We start from the raw sequence: 16406 nt of genomic DNA, 5'->3' as shown, positions 1-16406 counted from the left end.
TCGTGGACATTACTGTTGGAAATTGGGGCCTCTATCAATGGTTTGAGGAGCATGGTCTTGAGTTGATACATCCCAACGATCTCGATGCCATTCGTAACCTTATGCCCAACGGCAAGCTGTTCGAGGTTACCGACAATGATGGCGATTATCTGACATTGAGGTATGGCAACCACACATATCGTGTAAATCCCAGTCTGTTTAAGCTGGTTTCGACACCACCATTTACATTCGGTGACGTCGTACGAATTCGTAAAGGTGGGAGTGTGATCTCAGCAAAAATCTGTGACATATTGTGGCATTTCCAGAGGTCGGAGCCTTACTACCATTTGGCGATCAACGGCAAGCGATTGACGAAGCAGTATTGGTTAAAGGACTTTCTTGACGCAGATGAGAAATTCAACACAGTTTGATATTGTGGCTGTAAGCAAAGCCACTTCGCACGCCCTTCGTCACGAACCTTGGCTTTACGAACTGGAACTCGATGATGAAGGTTGGACTCCCGTCGAATCGCTGCTGGCATCGTTAAGGAAGGAACGACCCGAGTGGGCTGGCTTGTCTAGGAACGACCTTGTGCAGATGATCACACGGTCATCGAAACAACGTCACGAGATTCTGGGCGGCAAGGTTCGTGCCCTCTACGGCCATACTATCGCCGGCAAATTAAAGAAGACACCTGCCACCCCACCTGATGTGTTGTTTCATGGCACCAGCCCCGATGAACAGAAAAAGGGGTCAGGACCGAATGGCACTGCCTGTTGTAGCGTAACAGTTTGCGTTCATACGATTGCCTTCCGTTGTTGATGGTAATGGTATCTTGGTTGCTTCAGCAAAGCCAGCACTTTGGTGCGGCGTTTATTGGCTCTGGGTTCTGTTCGACCAGTGCGATGCCCCACACGTTCGCTGCAGGGGACCTGCTGTCCGAGTGTGACCATTTCATGTGTGACCTTCGTGACGGCTCCCAACAACCAGCTTGCAGCCAGCATCTGTTGCGTGGTGGTAAACGAGAGGGAACGCGGATCACGGTCTGTCGCAATGCCACTCTGCAGCATTTTCAATCGAATCAGATTGTACGCCAGCAGGCACGACCAGAGTTCGGTGAGCACCATGTCGGGCGCTTTCGCACGCAGAATATCCATACCCAGCGAACACTTGATGCTTTTACCCACACCAACCCAAGGAAGGTCTTGCCAGAACGCAGCATAATGCCAGGAAAGGTTTTGCCAAACACAATTTCCAGCGAACTGGCAAAAAATCAGAAAATTAAAACCGTGACTGCGTCACGCTGGAGTCGTTGCGCAAACACAAACTCAAAAAACAGCGGCAGTGCCATTCGTCGCTGACCCTTTTTATGCTCCCATCTCTGAAACTCGATTTGGATAGGGTAATTCAAGACCATAAGAATCCAATACCATTTCATAGAATCGAATTCGTTCGTTTAAGTCATCAAAAAGCATACCAGATATATCTTCAATATCTTCATGTTTTGCTCCAGCTTCAGCTAGCTGAAGTATTTTTTCTGCAAGATTATAAAGATGCTTTAGATTATCACCTTGAATTACCATGCCAGGATAGTTACGACCCGGTGTTTTTAAGATAACAGCGTTTATTGAATCTGACAAAAGTTCAACTTGAATATTTTTCATTTGAATTATGGCCCTTTAATATAACTTAAAAACCATTAGGACGAAATTTAACATAAGGAAGGTCTGAATCTATTGGCTCGAAAAATTCGATGTCGCTTCCTCTTCTGATGTTACCGTATTGGTCAGGTCGTGGACGACCTTTAGGCAACAAAAATCCTGCCTTCTTTTTGAGGTCGCGTAACTTTCGAGTTGGTTCAATTCCATCAATTTTGTTGATTACGTAGTCCCAATCAGACTTTCCAGGCTTAAGTTCTTTACCAGCGTTTACACGACTACCTACTATAGTTACTTCTACCTGGTACTCATCGGCAAACTTTTGAATCTTGCGTGCATCTTCTACATTTATTTTATTTAGAGTTACATTACCACCAATTTTAACATTGGTTTTTTTACTTCCAGTCGAGTCAGTAAATAGTTCGACAATTTCATCTACGTTATCTGAATTAGTCTTTACTCCAGTGTTCTTAAAATATTTCTCAATTTCAGCATCAGTAAGCCCCTTTCTAAGTTCGGGAGCTTTATTGAATTCTTCAATTAACTGTTTCGCTTTTTTTTCCGAAAACACCCCTGGTATTGGATTACCGGAATCATCAAGAATTTGCCATGTACCATCCTTTAAATCTTTCACCGTATAAGTATTATGTACCCAGATCGAGAATCCCCAGCTTTGTTTTCCTACAAAGTAGGTTCGATCCTGTTTCACTCTTAAATTGTACACCGTTTCATATCGACCGCTTTTGGTCACCGACTCAACAGCAGTCAGTTGATCATCGTGTCCCAGTAGCTGATCTCCTGCTTCCAATTCACCGGCTGGTACCCAACCTTTGCCGGCAACAAAGAATGGATGCTCCTCTGTTGTTCCTATGACCTGACCACCAACGCCAAGCTCCATTATTCGAGAAGCCAGCTCGAATACCTCTTCAACTATACTGGTTTTGACTGGATGCTCAGGGGCATTTTCAGGGCGTGACAGAATCTGGTCACCTGGTTTGAACGTTGCAATATCCTGTTCGCCATCTGGAGTCAAAACGGGGGTTCCGGCTACAAAACAAGTGTCATGATTTACGATATGCGAACTTACATCATAATCTTTTTTCGTAGCAGGGGGAGTTTCTGTCTTCTTCCCTTTGGGTAAGGCTTTCCCACCAAAGTGGAAAATCAGTCCCAATGCACCAGACTCTGAAGCTTCTACAATGAGTTTTGCCAGTTTCTTAGCAGCGGGGTCCAATTCAGATTCGTGAGTGACTGCCTTCACTTCAAGATATGCCTCGTAAAGATCTGCAAGTACCTGTCCTGCTTCACCTGCTGTCCCAGCAATTAAAAGTACATCCACCGCCCAAGTAACAGGAAGATAATGAGCGGCGGCGTAGGCACCACCGAACACAGCCAGTGCTTCTGCTAATTGAATATAAGTGTCAGGATCTTTCAGAGCTTTAATGTCTTCACTTACTTCAGCGCCGAAATATCCTTTCTCCCACGCCTTTTCTATGACGCTCGCAAATTTTTCTGGAAGCGCAGTGAAAGCATACGGTCCGATAGCTTCTACTGGAGCACCAATGTCTAAAATATCACGTAATCTTTGTGCTTCTGCCTCAGCAATCGCTAATTGCTTTTCAAGTTCAATTTGCTCGGGGGTTTTTTCGTTCGTTACATAATTTCGACCAGATGAAAACCCGGGGACTTCATATGTTCGAGCTTTATCTAACTGAGCAATTTTTTTCTTGAGTTCGACAGAAAAAGGTGTCAGGAACCTTAAATTGACAATTTAGGTGAATTTCGCTTTAATGCTGCTTATGGGACGACCAAAACGGGCCGCTCAGGCGGGATATCTTTATCATGTGCTCAATCGGGCTAACGCCCGGATGACGATCTTTGAGACGGACGAAGACTACGCCGCCTTTGAGCGGATCTTGTCGGAAGCAGTCGAGCGGTTTGAGATGCGCTGCTCAGTTATTGAGTGATGCCGAACCATTGGCATCTGGTCGTTCATCTCAGTGAAGACGGTCAGCTCTCCCGCTTCACAGGCTGGCTCACGCTCACCCACACCCAGCGCTGGCACGCCCATCGCAAGAGCACCGGCTCCGGTCACGTTTACCAAGGACGATTCAAATCGTTTCCGATTCAGGATGACGAGCACTTCTATACGGTGTGCCGGTATGTAGAACGGAATGCGCTCACAGCCAATCTGGTCAAGCAGGCCGAAGATCGGCGATGATTCGACATGCAGTTTCTGTGCCTGTTGGAGTAGATCAAGAACGACGGCACACAACGGGGGACGACGATCAGTTTCGATCTTCCTGAGACAGATGCCCCAATCACCCCTTGTCTCGGCAACGAATCCGCTTAGAACCTGGAAGCCCAGGGAGAACATGTCTACCTGGTTGGTCCTCTCGGGACGCTGGTACATAATGACTAAGACGCATTGACAATCTCAGAAGAGTTGCCTTAGAATCCGGCTCCTTGAACAGTCGTATAATTTGGGAGTCAGTGATGACACGTCAAAAAAAGATGTTATTTTCCGTAGTCACTTTGGTATTTGCCGTGTCAGCTGTCCTTGCGTCTGTGCCACTCTTGATACCGCCCACTGATACCGAATCTGAACCGCATGCTGCGTCTGAAGCCCCTCCCATCGAAAATGTCGAGAATGAGACCCAATTGGTGCTTTCTGAAGATGAGGAGTTCATGCAAAACCTGAAACAGCAGATCAGGAGCAACGTGGCAGGACTTGAAAAAATGGATGATCAACAATTTGAACAATTTTTGCATGAGAACCATAAGGTCACCTCAGATTTTATCAATACCTATTTGGCTCAACAAACGGTTTCACTTTATTCTCCCTCTCGCGCGAAAACCTCTCTAAATTATACGTTCGATAGCAATAAACTTGATTTCAACACAACTGCAGAGTACTACCCGGCTCAACCCGATTGCAAAGGGGACAAACTTGATTTTGAAATATTAGCCGCGTCGAATTTTGGTCTTCGTGGATATTGTATCCGTAATGACAGCGTCATTCGTGAATTCGGAGAATATAATACTGCCTATTTCAGTACCTGTTACGATCCACAGAACGATCTGGTCGCTTTTGCGATTCGAGGTTTGTTTCGGATTGACATCTACAACAGAAGTGACTGGTCCTTGGTGAGATCAATCGACAATATTGCTGCTTCAAGTATTGAATTCTACCGCGGTGATCTCTTCATCGGTGGTTATAAAAAAGATGGCGAATGGTTTAAGTCGTCCATTTTTCAATATTCCGTTGATAAGGGAGAAGTGACAAATGAATTCTTCTCGACACTTCTGGCTGACGTCAGAGGCCTCTCATTCCATGACGGGCTGATGGCTATTTCCGACAGTTATCACAATCGTATTATTATGCACGACCTGAACTCAGGTAAGACCAGACTCCTGCTCAAGGGATTTTATTATCCGAATGGAATCCACCTGATTTCGCGAGATCGGATTTACGTTGCTGATGAGCATCACCATCATATCAGATTGATTGACCTGGCGAGAATGCGTGAAATATGGAAGTCCCCCGCCGGCCAATTGAAAGCACCGTGCAGTATTCATCAGGTGCAACAGGGCAAATGGATGGGCATGTTACTCATCTCTGATACCGATAACAATCGAATGATTGTCGTCGAACCTGAAACCTGGAAAATTATTTATGAGGTGGCCAGCATCCGAGGGGTACTTAAGTCCGTCCCGATTTTTCGAAGTGATACCCGTTAACCTGCATGCCTGTCATTGATGAGGGCTCCCCGATTTTCAATCGCAGACGGTATCGCCTGGGCAGTGGCGTTTTTCGCTGGCCACAGCCTGTGGACTGGATGCTGCCAGCGGTCCTTTCAAAGGAAAGCAGGCCAGTGAGATTGCTTTGCTACGCACACTGTTTGGCCGAAGGACGTTGTTGCCTGTGATTGCTGTTACCACTGCTCCTTCATGATAATGGGAGACGATCTTAGGAGATGACGGTTATTACCACACTTCTCGATGAGCAACATACCAAACAGGGCATTACCGAGTCATACGGCTTTCGCTGGAAAGTAGAACTCGATCTGTGCTGTATTAAAGATTCATTGAATTTAGGGCATCGGTGTAAAGCTCCTGCGACGATTCGTTGTGAATTGTGGACGACGATGCTGGGGTACAACTTAATTCGCACGACGGCAGTCGATGTAGCCCTCCTACATCAGAAACGTCCCCGGCAAATCAGTTTCACGGCAACGCGCTAGATTGTTCTGGCAGCCTGGATGTTGGCTATCTGCGAACAACACGATTCGCAGGCAGTGTGCGAAATGTGCCGAGCGTTGGCGAATCAGATTGCCACGTGTGAAGTCGGTAACCGTTCCGGTCGCATTGAACCTCGCGTCATCAAACGCAGACCGTGATGCGTTCAGTGAAACACAACCCCTTGCGAGTGAATCTGGTCAAGCAGTCAGAGGAGTGGGGGTATGGCTCCTCCTGGACTCGGGAGCAAAAACAGGCCACCCCGGAATGGCTGGCGACGCTCAAGAATCCAGAACTGCCACGAAACTGGCGAGCCCCGGTCAATAAACCCCAGACCGGCGCCGAGCTGTCCGCCCTGCGTAAATGCCTTACCCGCGGCACCCCCTTCGGCAATGACAAATGGACCAGCAATACTGCCAAAAGGCTGTCACTAGAAAGCACCACCCGCCCCCGCGGCAGACCAAGGAAACCACTATGAATGCAACATATTTGCACACAATCGAACTGACGATCTGGGTAAACGAGATTATTTCAAAAAACACCACATTTTGCGCAAAATACAATTGACTACCACCAGATATCGATTAGTATGGTGTCAGTCCTTAGAGAAGGTATGGAGTTTTATTTCACTAGCAGAAGGAATTTGCTACATGGAAGGAACTGGTGCGATTGAAAGCGGCAAGGCCTATACGTTGGCCCGCTTTATGGAGATCACCGGAATCAGACGATTCGCATTGGACACGGCCCGCAGAAATGGCCTTGTTGTCCGCAAAGCAGGGCGCCGCTGTTTTGTCCTGGGTCAAGATTTTCTTGACTATCTCAAGTCACCCAAAGCCGCACAGAGTTAATCTGCGCCTATTGGTGATGACTCCCTGTCCGCCTGGAGGTGGCCGCGTGTGGCTCGCTGGAGGAAGCCACGACAGATTTTTAAATCCGCGTTTCTATCTTGAGTAATTGATCGTTTTGATAGTGCTATCAAACTCGATTGTGTGTGGTTCGTGTTCGTAGAGAGCGTACGGACCGACTCGACTTTTTAATTCTGCAATTGTGATTCGTTGACCTGTGCAGTCTCAATTTAACCGGGGAGTGGTACGCCCGGTGGGATCTAGTTCTGACTGCATGGGACATCGAATCTGAGATTGCTTTCCGAATTCATTAAACAAGGATAAATCTCTTGGTAACCGAACCAATTGAAACAGCGACTCCAGACACTGAAAACTCAGAATTGGGACTAGTCCCAGTTTCGGAAAATGCAAAAACGGGACTAGTCCCAAAATCAGATCAAATCCAATACATCGATATCGACTCGGTTAAGCCGAGCCCTGAAAACGACATTTTATACAAACCCGTCGATCCTGAAGACCCGGAAATTATCAAGCTTTCAAAGTCAATCTGGTGTGATGGCGTTTTGAACCCGATTATCTACACGGCAGACGGTTTTATCGAATCAGGACACAGGAGGCACTGTGCAGCCCGTCTGGCTGGCCTGGTAGAGATCCCCGCAATCTTATCAGAAATCAGACGAGGGGATGACATAGAGGCGTTTACGGCTCGCCTGGCGGAACATAACAGGCAACGTAAGAAGTCATTCGATGAAGAGGTGCGGGAAGAATTAGCGCGCCAGAACCCTGCAGATGCCTATCAGTCATTGATTGAACAACGCCAAAAATCGAGTTGTGGTATTGAAGCATTTCAGATTGAAGGACGAAAAGAACGCAGCGGTATCTCAGATGCGAAAACTCCGTTCCTGAATGCTGTACTTGATGTGATCCGAGAACGACGAGCTTATTTACCCTTAAGCGTTCGTCAGATCCATTACGCACTTCTCAACGATCCGCCGCTTAAGCATGCTAAAAAGCCTGACTCCGTTTATCAGAACGATAAGCAAAGTTATAAGAGCCTGACCGATCTTGTAGCACGTGCCAGATTAGAAGACTCAATTTCAATGAAGGCGATCGCAGATCCAACGCGTCCGGTTTCCTGCTGGCAAACGTTTGATGGTCCACAATCATTTGTGGAATCACAGCTTAAGCATTTTATGGATGGATACTGGCGTGATCTGATGCAGTCACAGCCAGATCACGTTGAAATCCTCGCCGAGAAAAACACGATACAATCCATCGTCAATCGTGTTGCCATGAAATACTGTATTCCAACGGTAACAGGCAGAGGGTACTGCAGCCTGACACCTCGCTATGAAATGGCAGAGCGATACCGACGAAGCGGGAAGGGCAAACTGATCATTTTGATTGTCAGTGACTTTGACCCGGATGGGGAGGAGATTGCCCAGAGTTTTGCTCGTTCCATGCGTGACGATTTCGGGATTTACAAGATTCATCCTATCAAGGTGGCTTTGACCGACGAGCAAGTGGATGAGTATTACCTGCAGCCGAATATGGAAGCCAAGCGATCTTCAGCACAGTACAAAAAGTTCGTCAAAAAGTACGGGAAGAATGTTTTCGAAGTTGAAGCCCTACAGCCTGAGCAGTTGGAGGCAATTTTGAAAGAAGCGATCGACAATGTGATTGATACTGATTTATTCAATCGGGAGTTAGAGCAGGAAGAGAAAGACGCAAATAAGATCTTTGCATTCAAGAAAGTGGTGAATAAATCAATGATGGGTAAAACAAATCTGGTGAATTAGCCTTAGTAGCGGATTTCTTAGGTATAGGCGATTTTCTGAATTTCTTTCATGGTTAGGGACGATATGGAACGTGGTATGATCACCCAAAATGAATTCTTACTTCAAGCAGCCCTCGAATACGCAGGACTCGGATACTCAGTATTTCCCTGTGGGTCCGGTGATAAAAAACCAATTACTCCCAAGGGGTGCCTCGATGCAACGACTGATGAAGATCAGATAATCGAATGGTGGGAGAAAAATACTTTTGCCAACATCGGCATTTCTACCAAAGGGCTTCTAATCGTTGATATCGACGGCTCTGATAATGAGTGGTTGACCAATCCCAAGATCAGGGAAAGCCTGTCTCAGGGTGTCATGTCTCAAACTCCGAGTGGTGGTCGGCATTTCATATTCAGGCAACCTCCAGACGCCAATCTGAAGAACACAACCGGTAAGCTGGCTCTCAAAGTCGATACGAGAGCAGATGGTGGTTACATCGTCGCACCGCCTTCTCAGATCAATTCTGAGGCTTATCAATGGCTTTCGGAATGTGGATTGGATGAACCGCTTGAAAGTCTTGCTGAGGCCCCTGAGTGGATTGTGGAGAAGCTGAAAGAGGTGGCACAGGAACGCTTTGAATTACCACCAGACGGTAACAAGTTGCCGAAGGGAACACAGCACACCTCGCTTTTCAAAGCTGGTTGCAAAATGCGGGATTTTGGTTGCACTTATGAAGTGATTAACGCAGCACTTCAAACTATGAACCAAAAACAATGCACAGAGCCTGGAACCGTTCAAGAGATTGAAAAGATTGCCCGAAGTGCTGCGAAGTACAAGCCTGATCAATTAAAGCAAGCTGATACCGAATGCTGGTATGAGCAAATGTTTGATCAAACGGAAAATGAAGAGCCAGAAAGCACAGATCCTGGCCCACTGGATGAAAGCCTCTTGCGTATTCCAGGCTTCATTTCTGAGGTGATGGATTACACCTTGGAAACGGCCCCTTATCCCAATCAGGTCTTGGCGTTTTGCGGTGCTTTAGTTCTGCAGGCTTTTCTAGCTGGTCGCAAGGTGAGTGATCAGTTCGACAACCGAACCAATCTTTATTTACTTGGATTAGCAAATTCAGGAGCAGGTAAAGACCGTCCTCGAAAGGTCAACGTTGAAATCTTAAGTAAAATTGGATTAATCCACTGTTTAGGTGAAAAATTCGCATCCGGCGAGGGACTTGAGGATACTCTTTTTCAATCTCCCAATATGATTTTTCAAACGGATGAGTTTGATGGCATTCTTCAATCCATCAGCCATTCTAAGGATGCACGTTTTGAAGGTATTATGAGTACTATGCTGACTCTGTTTTCCTCTGCAAACTCAGTATTCTCTATACGGAAAAAAGCGGGACTCGAACAAGCAGCCCAGATTGATCAACCCTGCTTGACCGTGTTCGGCACAGCCATCCCCCAACACTATTATGCAGCCTTATCAGGCCGAATGCTGACGAATGGCTTATTCTCTCGCATGATTATTTTGGGAAGCGGCAAACGAGGTGAAGGGCAAGATTCAAAGAAAATCGCTTTACCGGTTCGCATTCTTGATACTGCAGAAAGGTGGAAATCGTTTAGTCCGAGTTCTGGTAATCTGAGTGGTGAGCACCCGACGGTTGCAACCGTTGAATACTCTACCGATGCAAGAGCCGCTATCCGTGATGCCAGAATGCAAGCTGATTTAGAATATGACAAAGCAGAACTTAAAGTTGATTCGATAGGCATGACTGTTTGGAGCCGCGCTTATGAGCATATCTGTAAGATGTCATTGATTTATGCGATCAGCGAGAACCACAGGAGTCCACACATTGGGGAGAACGCCGTCTCGTGGGCAGTTCGACTAATCTTCCATCTTACTCAAAAGATGCTCTTTAACGCACACCACAATACGTTTGAGAATCCTTTTCAAGAGTTGTGCAATAAAGCTGTTCGTTGGATTCGAGAAAGTGAAAACGAGACCGTCCCTCACTTTGCCCTCTTAAAACATCTTAGGACAAGTGCAAATGATCTTGGTGAAATAGTCAGGACGTTGGAAGAAAGTGGCAAAATCAAAATCATTAGGAAAGCAACGAAAGGAAGACCCAGCGTGGTGTACACTACCAATCTTTCCCCCCTAGGATTGTGAATGTGAAAGAAGTTTGACACTGGTTGTGAAAGAAGGGAAAGAAGTGTGAAAGAAGTTTAAGCAAAAAACACTTATATTATAGGTTATTATTACTTTCTTCTCTTCTTTCTCCCATATACCCCCTCTCGATTTTTATTTTCATAAACCGCTTGTTTTTGTTTGCTTATGCGAGGGGGGTGTGAAAGAAGAAAGAAGTATCCGAAGTACTGTACATTGAGAAAAATTCAAGGGAGCTCTCCAGCTCTTTTCCCGTTTCGTTTTTTCAAAGGATTGAGTGAATGCCAAAGCCTATTCAAGTTTCTGTTTCAGTTTATGAAGGATATTCTGACAAAAGCGAAGTTATTGCGTTATGTGATGACGGTTCTATCTGGGCAATCCAGAACCAGAATAATGAAAGGTGTTCTCGCTGGGAACGGTTGCCAGATATCCCTGAAGGATTAACAGCAAAGGATTATCCTCATAAAGAATGGAACTATCAAGAACGGCCTAACTTTTAGCATCCTCTGAGGTGGGCGGGTCCTTTTTGAGGATCGAAATCTATGCACTAACTACGAATCAGTCGGGTTTTGTGTGTGTCTTTCCTTCTTTTTGAGCGGGTGGAGAATAACAAATATTGGCCGAACAACTGGGTTGCCAAGGACCGGGATTGGGTTTATTGGAATCAGAGAAATGAGGGGCATTCACACAACAGGAAGCCCTTTCAGTTGGTTTAGTAAAATAAGGAGATAGCAAAGTATGTCAAAGGATTTGATTGACCAATGCAAATTACTTACTCATAATCGGTCCGCAAATGTCTGGACATATGGATTGGTTTCGAGAACTGGAACTATCCCAATATCAATCACAATCGAGCCTCAGGTGGTGTAATGCGATTGATTTTCAGACGATGGATCTGCATTACAAAATGAGATTAAGCAAAAGAAAGGGTAAATTCGACTGATGGCAGCTATTAAATTGATCCTCTTCAAGAGAGACAACAGTAAGAACTTTTATGTGAAATGGGTTGATCCGGTCACATTGCGGGAACGGCGGAAAAGCACCAAAACAAAAATCAGACGGGAAGCGGAACGGTTTGCCCTGCGGCTAGAGAAAGAATTGAATGAAGGTATCTACTATGATCGATCAACGATTACTTGGAAGCAATTTCGCGAGCGGTATGAAACCGAAGTTGTACCGGGCATGGCAAAGCGAACCAGCGAAAAAATATCTGCCACATTGAACGCTGTCGAGAGAATCGTTCGTCCTCGATTACTTCTACAAGTCGACGCTAATGCAATTAGCAAGATTGTTAAACGTCATCGCAAAGATGGGTTACAAGAAATCACAATACGTAGCAATCTGGCTCACCTGAAATCTGCTTTGAACTGGGCAAAGTCAATCAGGCTGATTAATATCGTTCCAGATTTTCCAAAGCTCAAGCGGGCAAGAACAGATAAAGTCATGCGAGGGCGTCCCCTCTGTCTGGAAGAGTTTGATCGAATGATTGAAGCAATCCCTAAAGTGATTAAAATGAAAGCCGACACAGAAGTCGAGATAGCCAGAAAAGAAGTAGTTGTGCGTTCTTGGGAATTCTATCTGAAGGGGCTTTGGTGTTCTGGGTTGCGACTCACTGAATCACTGGAATTGTACTGGGATCGTGAGGACAGGCTTTCAATTGACCTAACTGGGAAATATCCGATGCTGCGAATCAGAGCAGAGGCAGAGAAAGGGAATAAAGACCGTTTGCTGCCCATCGTTCCTGAGTTTGCCGAATTCCTACAGGAAGTTCCTGAATACGAAAGAATCGGACCGGTTTTTAATCCTTTGGCTGAGAGAGAGCATATTAAGAAGCTGACAGCGCTTACCGTTTCGAAGAAGATTGCCGATATCGGAGAAAAGGCTAACATTGTCGTCGGAGACATTGGGAACAAAGATAAACAGACAGGACAGCGAAAACCCCGGTTTGCATCAGCTCACGATTTGAGACGGTCATTTGGTGAGAGATGGTCTCTGAAAGTGATGCCTCAAGCGCTGATGCAGCTAATGAGACACGAAAGCATGGAAACAACGCTCAAATTTTACGTGGGCAGAAATGCTGAAAAAGTGGCAGAATCAATCTGGAATGCAGATGCAAGTTTAGGTACCAATTCTGGTACCAGTAGCGAAATTAAAGCTATGCAGGGAAGAGGCGACGGGTTGCAAACTGTTGCCATGGAAGAAGTAAGAAAATGAGGGCGCAGGGACTTGAACCCTGGACCTACGGATTAAAAGTCCGTTGCTCTACCAACTGAGCTACGCCCTCATTTGTTCTTACTGTATCTGATTCGGCTGGAAAATTGAAGTGATGGGTTTCGCTTCAGGTTCTCGACAGGGCCGATTGATGACTGAGTCAGGATAATAGCAATAAGCACAATGACTTCACAACATTACGGGCAAAAAAAATCATTGTAAATTCATATTTTCTCTAGCCTTAGTCATACAGACGTGGATTCGCTTGCATGGGTTCGCGGAATCTTGAGTCAGATTGATTTTGAACAACGATTTTCCGAAAACATATCAGTTTCACAGAGAGAAATTAACCCTGAATCAGGAGTCGTAATCACCTTGTGTGTACATTCCATCAATATACCGCCAGATGTCGGGGTTGGGGCTTTTCGGCTTTAAGGAATCCGGCAGGCGGTGGAGGCGGACATTGTCATAGCATTGCAGCATTGAAAATCGATGGATGGCAGCAGGTATACCAACCGATGTGAAGACCGGGTGACCCGTTGACGGGAAGGGGCCACCGTGATTCATAGCGGGACTGACGGCGACACCTGTCGGCATTTTGTCGTTTAAGAGACGGCCTACTTTTTGTCGGAGTGCGGGGGCAATTTGATCGTACAGTGCATCATCCTTACCGTCGGTGTGGCTGTAAATGCAGCCGGTGAGGTTTCCTTCGAGGCATTCTGCAACTTGAGCCAGCTCTTCGTCTGAGTCGGCGAGGACGAACAGAGACGCATTTCCGAAGGCTTCTTCCTGTAGTGCTTCCGGGCTTTCGAGGAACTGACTGGCGCTGACTTTTAACAGGGTATTGGCACAGGAAAAGCCGGGGTTACCAGAGGCAGAGCCGCCTGTGACGAGAGTGGCGCCGGCGGACTGAATCGCGGCGATTCCGGACAGGAAGCCTTTCTGGACTCCTTCGCCTAACAGGATTCCGGCGGGGGCGGCTTCAAACTTTTCTTTCACCTGTTCGATGAAGGCGTCCGCGGCTGCGCCAGCTTTGAGGGCGACCAGTCCCGGGTTCGTACAGAACTGGCCGGTTCCCATCAGGCAGCTGCCTTTGAATTCTTCTGCGATCTCGGCACTGCGTTCTGTTAATGCTTCAGGGAGAACGAAAACCGGGTTGATGCTGGAGAGCTCCAAATAGACGGGTTTACCGGCTTTGTCGGCGGCTTCCTTAATGGTGAGACCGGCACTGCGGCCGCCTGTGTAGCCGATGGCTCCCATCAAGGGATGCGAAACCAGACGGCAGCCATCAGCGTGGCTGGTGCGATAAATGAGCTGGACGAAGCCGGTGGGCATGTTGGTCGCTTTGGCTGCTGCGTCTGCGGCTTCGGCGAAGATTTGTGTTGTTTTGGGATGAGAGGAATGCCCTTTGGCGATGACAGGGTTCCCGGCGGCGACCGCGGCGGCGAAGTCGCCTCCGGCGATGCTGTTGAATGCGAAGGGGAAATTGTTGGGACCGAAAACAGTAACAGGACCGATGGGCCCAAACAGGGAGCCGATGCCGGTCGCTGTATCAATTGTTGGAAGAGCCCAGGAACCTTCGCGGGCATGTGTGGCGGCTTGTCTCAACTGATTCGTGGTACGGGGGAGTTCGCCGTCTCTCAAGCGGGGGGATTCCGGATAGCCTGTTTCCAGATTTGCGGCCTCAACCAGAGCGTCGGCCCGTTTTTCAATTTCTTCAGCATAAGATTCGAGGAACGCGGCAAATCGTTCGCCGGGCCAGCCTCGCATTTCTTTGGAAGCGGCAGCAGACGCCTGGACGGCAGATTCAATTTCGTCCCAGGGACTGACGGGAAACTGTGGCTCCAGGGCTTCTGTGGTTGCCGGATTAACGGCTTGAAATGTCTGGGTACCCGTTGATTCAATCCATTGGCCGTTGATGAGAACCGGTTGAGTCTGCATGATCTATCCTTCTGAACCTGCCTTTAGGTTGGCAATCGGTTAAACTGTGTGCTTGATAATGATAGTGTAACAAAATCTGATCAAAGAAGAATCAATCCACTCTGATGCAGCAATTTGATGTCGTAATTTTGGGAGCCGGCTTTGGAGGCAGTCTGACGGCGCTGCTTTTGGACCGCATTGGTTTGTCGGTCGCGTTAATTGATCGCGGAACGCATCCCCGTTTTGCGATCGGAGAATCCTCGACGCCCGCCGCCGGGTATCTGCTCCGGTCACTCTCTGAACAGTATGATCTTCCACAATTTCAGCCATTTTGCAAGTATGGGACCTGGCAGGAGCGCTATCCCGGCTTAGCCTGTGGGATCAAACGCGGTTTCAGTTATTTTTGCCATGAGCCTCAACAAAACTTCGAAGCGAAGCCACACCATGGCAGTGAATTGTTGGTGACGGCGAATGTGAGTGATTCTTTAGCTGACACACACTGGTATCGGGCGGACGTTGATACGTTTTTTGCAGAGGAAGTTCAGAAATCGAAAGTAGTATATCTGGATCAGGCTGAGGTGATGCTTGATCGGGTGGACGGTTGGGAAATTACAGGAACGAGACAGGGGGAGCCGATTGCGCTACGAGCGGCATTTGTCATTGATGCGACGGGAGCCGCGGGAATCGTTCCAAATAAATTGGGTATTAAACGCCAGACTGAGTTTCAGACGAATTCGACAGCCGTCTATGGGCATTTTGAGAATGTGGTTCCCTGGGCTGAAGTATTGGACCAGCGTCAGATTGATCGGAGTGATTATCCATTTGATTGTGATCATGCGGCACTGCATCAGGTGCTGCGTGAAGGGTGGATGTGGCAGTTGCGATTTAATCATGGGATCACGAGCGCGGGTTTTGTGTTAAAGGGGGGACCGCAAACCGGAGTGTCTGAGGATGTTTGGAGTGGTCTGTTAGAACGTTATCCATCCCTTGCTGCACAATTCGCAGGGGCGTCGTTAGTGGCACCGGAATCGGGGCTTGTCTCTACGAGTCGATTGCAGCGCGGTTGGAAGCTGTGTGCTGGTGAGAACTGGGCGTTGCTTCCTCATACGGCGGGGTTTATCGATCCGTTACATAGTACCGGGAGTGCGCATACGTTGTGTGGGATTGAACGCCTGGTTGCTGCGTTGGAACGATTCTGGGGGAAAGTGGAATTGACATCGGCGATGGCAGACTATTCGGATTCGATTCAGGCTGAGCTATCGTTAATCGACACACTGATTGCCGGCTGTTATCACAGCTTGCCGGACTTTGATTTGTTTACGGCGAGTACTCTGTTTTATTTTGCCGCTGCGACCGGCTTTGAACATCTACGCTGTTGTGAGGGAAAGCAGCCGTTGTTTTTGTGCGCAGATGATTCTGAATTCAGACCTGTAGTAAAAGAATGGTCTGAACTGGTGGGGCAACTGGAGAAGAATGAATACGAAATTCCGCGTGCGATTGAACGGGCGGAGATGTTGTTGAAACCCTGGAATCGCGTAGGCTTATTTCAGCCTGCGATACCGAATATGTATTACTACACCGCGGCTCCGGAGTCAGAGCCGCGGTGAGGA

The 16406-nt window shown here is 47.3% G+C and carries 16 protein-coding genes and 1 tRNA gene; 12 read left to right on the top strand and 5 right to left on the bottom strand.

What is annotated here, in order from left to right; genetic code table 11:
• The first annotated feature begins 2 nt into the window (after positions 1-2).
• Together Enr17x_RS16295 and Enr17x_RS16290 are read left to right on the top strand one after the other, a co-directional pair.
• A complete protein-coding gene (locus tag Enr17x_RS16295; RefSeq protein ID WP_145310508.1) occupies positions 3-410 on the top strand; it encodes a DUF6960 family protein in 408 nt (135 codons plus the stop codon).
• The gene (locus tag Enr17x_RS16290; RefSeq protein WP_145310507.1) at positions 388-801 is read left to right on the top strand and encodes an RNA 2'-phosphotransferase; all 414 of its coding nucleotides are present in this window, start codon (positions 388-390) and stop codon (positions 799-801) included. The genes Enr17x_RS16295 and Enr17x_RS16290 overlap by 23 nt, the downstream gene beginning before the upstream one ends.
• Here the strand turns inward: Enr17x_RS16290 and Enr17x_RS16285 are convergent.
• The 3 genes from Enr17x_RS16285 to Enr17x_RS16275 all read right to left on the bottom strand — a co-directional run bounded on the left by Enr17x_RS16285 (position 777) and on the right by Enr17x_RS16275 (position 3027).
• A complete protein-coding gene (locus Enr17x_RS16285) occupies positions 777-1136 on the bottom strand; it encodes a hypothetical protein (RefSeq protein WP_232100747.1) in 360 nt (119 codons plus the stop codon). The genes Enr17x_RS16290 and Enr17x_RS16285 overlap by 25 nt on opposite strands.
• 210 nt (positions 1137-1346) lie before the next feature.
• Complete coding sequence (locus tag Enr17x_RS16280; RefSeq protein WP_145310506.1) at positions 1347-1643, bottom strand: DUF6959 family protein; 297 nt, start codon at positions 1641-1643, stop codon at positions 1347-1349.
• 25 nt (positions 1644-1668) lie between these two features.
• Positions 1669-3027: a polymorphic toxin-type HINT domain-containing protein gene (locus Enr17x_RS16275; protein ID WP_198000613.1), complete on the bottom strand. Its 1359-nt coding sequence runs from the start codon at positions 3025-3027 to the stop codon at positions 1669-1671.
• A 385-nt stretch (positions 3028-3412) separates the two neighbouring features.
• Between Enr17x_RS16275 and Enr17x_RS30075 the strand changes: the two genes are divergently transcribed.
• The 9 genes from Enr17x_RS30075 (at position 3413) to Enr17x_RS16235 (ending at position 12879) form a co-directional block, all read left to right on the top strand.
• Positions 3413-3604: a hypothetical protein gene (locus Enr17x_RS30075; RefSeq protein WP_232100746.1), complete on the top strand. Its 192-nt coding sequence runs from the start codon at positions 3413-3415 to the stop codon at positions 3602-3604.
• The gene (locus Enr17x_RS30070) at positions 3604-3858 is read left to right on the top strand and encodes a transposase (RefSeq protein ID WP_232100745.1); all 255 of its coding nucleotides are present in this window, start codon (positions 3604-3606) and stop codon (positions 3856-3858) included. The genes Enr17x_RS30075 and Enr17x_RS30070 overlap by 1 nt, the downstream gene beginning before the upstream one ends.
• Positions 3859-4133: 275 nt before the next feature.
• Complete coding sequence (locus Enr17x_RS16265; RefSeq protein ID WP_145310504.1) at positions 4134-5378, top strand: hypothetical protein; 1245 nt, start codon at positions 4134-4136, stop codon at positions 5376-5378.
• Positions 5379-5614: 236 nt separating this feature from the next.
• On the top strand, positions 5615-5881 hold the full coding sequence (locus Enr17x_RS16260; RefSeq protein ID WP_145310503.1) for a hypothetical protein: 267 nt from the start codon (positions 5615-5617) through the stop codon (positions 5879-5881).
• Positions 5882-6526: 645 nt separating this feature from the next.
• Entirely contained in the window at positions 6527-6724 is a 198-nt protein-coding gene (locus Enr17x_RS16255) for a hypothetical protein (protein ID WP_145310501.1), read from the top strand.
• A gap of 326 nt (positions 6725-7050) precedes the next feature.
• On the top strand, positions 7051-8520 hold the full coding sequence (locus Enr17x_RS16250) for a ParB/RepB/Spo0J family partition protein (RefSeq protein WP_198000612.1): 1470 nt from the start codon (positions 7051-7053) through the stop codon (positions 8518-8520).
• Between the two features lie 75 nt (positions 8521-8595).
• On the top strand, positions 8596-10668 hold the full coding sequence (locus tag Enr17x_RS16245) for a bifunctional DNA primase/polymerase (protein WP_198000611.1): 2073 nt from the start codon (positions 8596-8598) through the stop codon (positions 10666-10668).
• Positions 10669-10946: 278 nt separating this feature from the next.
• Positions 10947-11165: a hypothetical protein gene (locus Enr17x_RS16240; protein WP_145310495.1), complete on the top strand. Its 219-nt coding sequence runs from the start codon at positions 10947-10949 to the stop codon at positions 11163-11165.
• Between the two features lie 496 nt (positions 11166-11661).
• The gene (locus Enr17x_RS16235; RefSeq protein WP_198000610.1) at positions 11662-12879 is read left to right on the top strand and encodes a tyrosine-type recombinase/integrase; all 1218 of its coding nucleotides are present in this window, start codon (positions 11662-11664) and stop codon (positions 12877-12879) included.
• Here the strand turns inward: Enr17x_RS16235 and Enr17x_RS16230 are convergent.
• Positions 12877-12949: transfer RNA gene (locus Enr17x_RS16230), tRNA-Lys, on the bottom strand. The genes Enr17x_RS16235 and Enr17x_RS16230 overlap by 3 nt on opposite strands.
• 284 nt (positions 12950-13233) lie before the next feature.
• Positions 13234-14817 carry an aldehyde dehydrogenase (NADP(+)) gene (locus Enr17x_RS16225; protein ID WP_145310491.1) on the bottom strand — a complete coding sequence of 528 codons (1584 nt, stop codon included), beginning with the start codon at positions 14815-14817 and terminating at the stop codon, positions 13234-13236.
• A 104-nt stretch (positions 14818-14921) separates the two neighbouring features.
• Here Enr17x_RS16225 and Enr17x_RS16220 point away from each other — a divergent pair, with 104 nt between their 5' ends.
• Positions 14922-16403, top strand: coding sequence for an NAD(P)/FAD-dependent oxidoreductase (locus tag Enr17x_RS16220; RefSeq protein ID WP_145310489.1), 1482 nt, complete (start codon positions 14922-14924; stop codon positions 16401-16403).
• Positions 16404-16406 lie beyond the last annotated feature (3 nt).

Source organism: Gimesia fumaroli (assembly GCF_007754425.1).
Lineage (GTDB): Bacteria > Planctomycetota > Planctomycetia > Planctomycetales > Planctomycetaceae > Gimesia > Gimesia fumaroli.
The sequence above is the reverse complement of the archived record's forward strand: the minus strand, read 5'-3'. Positions and strand labels throughout refer to the sequence as shown.

What these genes read in the sequence shown, in the direction of transcription:
- Enr17x_RS16290 (WP_145310507.1), top strand. Translation starts at nt 388, where the DNA reads ATGAGAAATTCAACACAGTTTGATATTGTGGCTGTAAGCAAAGCCACT.
- Enr17x_RS16285 (WP_232100747.1), bottom strand. Translation starts at nt 1,136, where the DNA reads ATGGATATTCTGCGTGCGAAAGCGCCCGACATGGTGCTCACCGAACTC.
- Enr17x_RS16280 (WP_145310506.1), bottom strand. Translation starts at nt 1,643, where the DNA reads ATGAAAAATATTCAAGTTGAACTTTTGTCAGATTCAATAAACGCTGTT.
- Enr17x_RS30070 (WP_232100745.1), top strand. Translation starts at nt 3,604, where the DNA reads ATGCCGAACCATTGGCATCTGGTCGTTCATCTCAGTGAAGACGGTCAG.
- Enr17x_RS16265 (WP_145310504.1), top strand. Translation starts at nt 4,134, where the DNA reads ATGACACGTCAAAAAAAGATGTTATTTTCCGTAGTCACTTTGGTATTT.
- Enr17x_RS16260 (WP_145310503.1), top strand. Translation starts at nt 5,615, where the DNA reads ATGACGGTTATTACCACACTTCTCGATGAGCAACATACCAAACAGGGC.
- Enr17x_RS16255 (WP_145310501.1), top strand. Translation starts at nt 6,527, where the DNA reads ATGGAAGGAACTGGTGCGATTGAAAGCGGCAAGGCCTATACGTTGGCC.
- Enr17x_RS16245 (WP_198000611.1), top strand. Translation starts at nt 8,596, where the DNA reads ATGATCACCCAAAATGAATTCTTACTTCAAGCAGCCCTCGAATACGCA.
- Enr17x_RS16240 (WP_145310495.1), top strand. Translation starts at nt 10,947, where the DNA reads ATGCCAAAGCCTATTCAAGTTTCTGTTTCAGTTTATGAAGGATATTCT.
- Enr17x_RS16225 (WP_145310491.1), bottom strand. Translation starts at nt 14,817, where the DNA reads ATGCAGACTCAACCGGTTCTCATCAACGGCCAATGGATTGAATCAACG.
- Enr17x_RS16220 (WP_145310489.1), top strand. Translation starts at nt 14,922, where the DNA reads ATGCAGCAATTTGATGTCGTAATTTTGGGAGCCGGCTTTGGAGGCAGT.